Annotated in this window: 5 protein-coding genes and 2 pseudogenes; all 7 read left to right on the plus strand. The window is 25.7% G+C overall.

Annotated features, from left to right (window positions below; genetic code table 11):
• The first annotated feature begins 113 nt into the window (after positions 1-113).
• On the plus strand, positions 114-1,328 hold the full coding sequence (locus B0186_RS09795; RefSeq protein ID WP_078219198.1) for an oligosaccharide flippase family protein: 1,215 nt from the start codon (positions 114-116) through the stop codon (positions 1,326-1,328).
• On the plus strand, positions 1,325-1,474 hold the full coding sequence (locus B0186_RS11710; protein WP_158077978.1) for a hypothetical protein: 150 nt from the start codon (positions 1,325-1,327) through the stop codon (positions 1,472-1,474). The genes B0186_RS09795 and B0186_RS11710 overlap by 4 nt, the downstream gene beginning before the upstream one ends.
• Positions 1,475-1,484: 10 nt before the next feature.
• Positions 1,485-2,252 (plus strand): annotated as a pseudogene (locus tag B0186_RS12235) (glycosyltransferase family 52); the annotation flags it as partial.
• Positions 2,253-2,257: 5 nt separating this feature from the next.
• Positions 2,258-3,052 carry a glycosyltransferase family 25 protein gene (locus tag B0186_RS09805; RefSeq protein WP_078219199.1) on the plus strand — a complete coding sequence of 265 codons (795 nt, stop codon included), beginning with the start codon at positions 2,258-2,260 and terminating at the stop codon, positions 3,050-3,052.
• 7 nt (positions 3,053-3,059) lie between these two features.
• The gene (locus B0186_RS09810; protein WP_078219200.1) at positions 3,060-4,025 is read left to right on the plus strand and encodes a glycosyltransferase family 2 protein; all 966 of its coding nucleotides are present in this window, start codon (positions 3,060-3,062) and stop codon (positions 4,023-4,025) included.
• A 241-nt stretch (positions 4,026-4,266) separates the two neighbouring features.
• Entirely contained in the window at positions 4,267-4,350 is an 84-nt protein-coding gene (locus tag B0186_RS12245; protein ID WP_456263913.1) for a transposase-like zinc-binding domain-containing protein, read from the plus strand.
• Between the two features lie 158 nt (positions 4,351-4,508).
• Positions 4,509-4,692: pseudogene (locus B0186_RS11715) on the plus strand (IS256 family transposase, variant Zn-binding type); the annotation flags it as partial.

Raw genomic sequence — 4,692 nt, forward strand, 5'->3', positions numbered from 1 at the left:
AAATTATGGGAGAGGCTCGCTGTGGCTGCAAACATTAATTAGCTCAAAAAAATAAATGCCATTAGTTAATATAATTCCACTAATGGCATTTTTGTTTGTCATTGATAATATACATGAAAATATTAAAAGATAGTTTTATATATCTAGCTGGTGAATTAGTTTCTAAAATAATGCCATTTTTACTCTTGCCTTATATCTCAAGAAAATTAGGAGTAGAAGGATATGGGGAACTCTCCTATTATCAAACATTCGCAGCTTTATTTGCTATATTTATTAGTTTGAGTCAAGATGGAGCAGTGACTCGTTATTTTTATACTTATGGACATCGTTCTTTAGATCTTATTGTTAAATCTGGACATATTTATTCTGTTTTACTGGGATTTATATTTATTATATTTGCTATATCTTATAACGCACACATATTACTATATATTATTTTAAACTCTATTCTTGGCTCTTTTATTAGTGTTCAACTCGCAATAAGACAATGTCAGAAAAGAGTGCATTCTTATATTTCAATACAAATCTTTGGAAGTTTTATTTCTACAATAGTAACAATTATTACGTTAGAGATTTATACACAAAATTTAGTTGAAAAAAGAATAATATCATCCCTTCTTGCCAACATTCTGATCCTTATTTTTGCTTATTATTTTTACAATAAAAAAATATTATATAAAAATATATCTTGGAAAATTAAAAAATACAAAATAGGAATTCTATACCTACTAGGATTTGGCATTCCTCTTGTATTACACCACACTAGTGGTTTTATAAAAGGGCAAATAGATAGAGTATTTATATATCATAAATTTACTGATGCTGACCTAGGACTATATTCCATGGGTGCTCAATTGTCATCAGTTTTAATGATTTGTATAATGGCAATAAATAAAGCAACAATACCCTACATTTTTGATTCATTAAAGAATAAAAGAATTACAATTAGAGATATACATAAATACTTCTATTTATCATTATTACTTATCCCTATACCCGTATTAATGATTCATTTTATCCCTGAATCATTATTTGTTTGGGTTTTAGGAGATGCTTTCTGGGGAGTAAAATACTATTTCCTTTCTTTTTCTATTTCCACGGTTTTATTCATACCCTATATGCTACTAGTAAACTATTTATTTTATTATGGTAAGAATAAATTAATATCTTATAGCTCAATATTATCAGTATTATCATATTTAATATTATTATTTTATTTAATAAATACTAAAATATCTTATATTCCTTTTGCGAGCATTTTTGGCAGTTCAATAGTTTTGCCTATCCTATATTATTTTACGAATAAAGTTTCAAAGGAAAAAGAATGAATTTAATTATATGTTGCACACCACTACAAGTACTAATTGCAGAAAAAATAATTGATCTATATCCTGAAAACAAATTCTATGGAATTCTGTTTGATGCACTTGATAATAAAAAATTTGAGCTTTATGGAAAAAGGCTAAAAAAATAAATGCCATAATTTTTTAATTATAGGACTTAACAATACAAGATTAAAGAAAATAAAAACAATTTTCTCTATATTAAAATATAAAAACCAGGAATTTAACAAAGTTTTTTTAGCCAGCATAGATAAACCTCTTATTCATATACTTCTTAGTAATATAAAGTTTAAAGAGCTATATACTTTTGATGATGGAACCGCAAATATAACTAAAACTAGTTTTTATTATAAAGAACCAGAAAATAACATTCCAAGAAAATTACAGTTCATTCAGACTATTTTAGGAAATAAACTTGATATAAATAAAATAAAAAATATCTCTAAATTACATTATTCCATCTATCCAAAAAAAGAAAACATTATAGATAATATAGAATATATTTCCTTATTTGAAAAAGAAAATACAAATCCAAGTAGAGTAGAAAATAATATAAGAATACTCCTTGGACAGCCAATATTTAATGATATTGATAAAAATATCCAACTAGTAAAAAGAGTATTTGAAAAATACAACATAGATTACTATTTCCCTCACCCTAGAGAAAGTTATATAGTAGATAATATTCCTTATATTGATACAGAACTCATTTTTGAGGATTTTTATTTTAAAGAATCAGAAAATAAAAATATTATAATATACACTTTCTTTAGTGGTGCAGTATTAAATATAGTCAACAAAGAAAATATCAATCATATTTTTTCTTTAAAACCTAAATTAGAAGATGAAGCTTACGTAGATACATATAAAATATTAGAAAGTTTTGGAATAAAAATTATTGAGATCTAATAAGAATGAGAAAGTACATCATATCTTTAGAAAAAGATAGATTAAGAAAAGAAATATTTTTTAGGCAAAAAAATGCTATAACATTTAACATATTTAATGCAATTAATACATTAAATTTGAATAAAGAGCAGCCTAATTCTATATTTAACATTAATAAATTCAATGATATCTATAAAAGAAATGTAACAAATGGGGAAATTGGTTGCACATTAAGCCATATAAGTCTACACAAAAAGATATTTAATGATAATAATATTGGTAATGATGATTTTGTTTTAGTAAGTGAAGATGATATTTTATTCTCTGAGCATTTTTGGGACGTGCTATCTAAACTTGAAAAACAAACAATAAACGCTGACCTACTAGTATTAGGTGAGTCAAAAATAAGCTCTTTTTCATGCAAAAAAATAGAAATAAAGGCACCTCTTTCATTAAGACCATTAAATAAAAAAGTAGAATATCGTAACTTTGTATATGGGTATCCATCTCATTATTATTATGCAGGAACCGTTTGCTATCTTATCAAAAAATCTGCAATCGCTAAATTTCCAATTCATAACAACAATACTCTACCTTATTGGTTAGCTGATGATTTCTCACTATTTTATAAAGAATTTGGTATCAAAACAAAAATGCTAAGACCTATAATTGCTATAGAAAATCCTATATTAGAAAGCAACCTAGAAAATGATAGATCCATCATATCTCCTAGGCCAAAAAAGTATAGAAGAAAAATAATGTTTTTACTTAAATATCCTTTTAAAAAGATCATTGCAATAATTATAAATATTTTAAGATAGATAATTTATGGTTAGTGTAATTATTCCAATTTATAATAGTATGAAATATCTCAGAGATACCCTAGATAGTGTTATAAATCAGACGTATCAAGATTTAGAGATTATTTTGATTAATGATGGTTCAACAGATACTAGCTTATCAATTTGTAAAGAGTACTCAAAAAATCACCTTAGAATCAAATTGTTTAGTCAAGACAATAAAGGGGCATCTATGGCTAGAAATCTTGGTTTAGAAAATGCTCAAGGAAAATATATTCTATTTGTAGACTCTGATGACTATATTTTACCTAATCATATAGAATCTTTAGTAACAACTTTAGAAAAAAATAATTCTGATATATGTATTTCTAATTGTAAGAGAATTAATGAAAATGAAATAACTTATAATAAATCTTCTAAGCCGCAATTAGACGTTACTTATACTCTTACACCAGAAGATTTATTAAAAGATGTCATTTATGGAAATAATATTGGCTGGGAAGTAGCAGCTAAACTTTATAAAACATCAATATTAAAAGATATTTATTTTGATGATAAAGAGGTATTAGGTGAGGATTTTGAATTTTTTTATAAAGCCTTACATAGATGTGAATCAACCTCTGTATGTTTAAATAATAGTTATTTTTATATAAAGAAACCTACATCAATCACAAATAAAAATGATATAAAGATTAGTGAGAAGTTAATTAGTATAGCTGACAAGTTTTCTGAACATATAAATGCTAATTACCCTTCTTTAAAATATTATTCTGATATATTTATGTTTTTCACTTATATAGGTATTCTAGGACAATATGCTATAAACAATAATAAATCCTTATTTAAGCAAAAGAAAAACTCTTATATGCTTTGGATAAGAAAACTTATATTCAAAATTTTACTAGATAACAAAATAAGATTTAAGTTCAAACTAAAAACAATCCTAATTCTAGCAAATAGTAGCCTTTATAGAGTCATTCAGAAATATAGATAATCTATTCTTTTTAATAAAATTTATCAGGTAGATCTATTATGTGAGAATATTCTAACCTAGATAAGGTTGCAAAACTTAAATATTAAGTGACTAATATGAGAATAATATTATCCAGTATCTACCTACAGGTGTAATGGACAAAATAGTTGCTAAAAAGTGGTTTAAAGCCTTATAGTGCAAGGCTTTAAGCCCTATTTTTGAAAATGAACAAAAAACTTGTCCTTTCTGCTCAAATCAGAATATAAAGAAACATGGCACTCAAAATAACATTCAACGCTATAAATGTAATATCTGTAATAAAACATTACCTTCCAAAAGAAATTAAATCCCAGTGATATTTGGAAAGATTATTCACAAGGAAAACAAACCTATAAAGAACTCTCAATTAAATATCAATGCTCAGTTAAAACTATTCAAAGATATATCGATAAAGCCCCTAAAACAGCCTTAAATTCCCCTATTTCAACCTATTTAAATATTATTATGGATACCACTTTCTTTGGGCGAGAATTTGGGGGTTTAGTATTAATGGATAGCTTGAGTGAAAAGGTCATTTATCATCAAATTGTGAGTACAGAGAGGGATGAATATTATCAGTTGGCTTTGAATAGATTTAGAGATAAAAATCATGCAATTCAATCAGTTACCTGTGATGGTCGGCGAGGCT

The sequence above is a fragment of the Canicola haemoglobinophilus genome, assembly GCF_002015075.1.
In the GTDB taxonomy this organism is placed as follows: Bacteria; Pseudomonadota; Gammaproteobacteria; order Enterobacterales; family Pasteurellaceae; genus Canicola; species Canicola haemoglobinophilus.